We start from the raw sequence: 348 nt of genomic DNA, 5'->3' as shown, positions 1-348 counted from the left end.
CGGTGCTCCCGGCCGCCGAACGCGGCGAAACGATCGACGTCGACGAGCTGTACCCGACCCTGGCGGCGGCCGGGCTGGCCTACGGGCCGGCGTTCCGCGGCGTCCGCGCGGCCTGGCACGAGGGCGACGACCTGTGCGCGGACCTCGTGCTGCCCCAGGAAGCCGGCGACCCGGCGGGCTACCTGCTGCACCCGGCGCTGTTCGACGCCGCCCTGCACCTGGTGCCGTTCCTCGGGCTCGACCCGCGCCCGCGCGCCCGGCTGCCGTTCGTCTTCTCCGACGTCGGCCTGCACGCGGCCGGCGCGTCCACCCTGCGGCTGCGGCTCCGCCGGCTCGGCCCGGACACCG

1 protein-coding gene is annotated in these 348 nt (G+C 78.2%); it reads left to right on the top strand.

Annotated elements, in window-relative coordinates:
* The coding region (locus G3I65_RS38650; RefSeq protein ID WP_160700472.1) for a polyketide synthase dehydratase domain-containing protein at positions 1-348 on the top strand (348 nt) is incomplete at both ends.

Origin of the sequence: Amycolatopsis sp. SID8362 (assembly GCF_010550475.1) — a bacterium.
Taxonomy (GTDB): Bacteria; Actinomycetota; Actinomycetes; order Mycobacteriales; family Pseudonocardiaceae; genus Amycolatopsis; species Amycolatopsis eburnea.
Note: the sequence above shows the minus strand (reverse complement) of the source record. Positions and strands in the feature narration are given on the sequence as shown.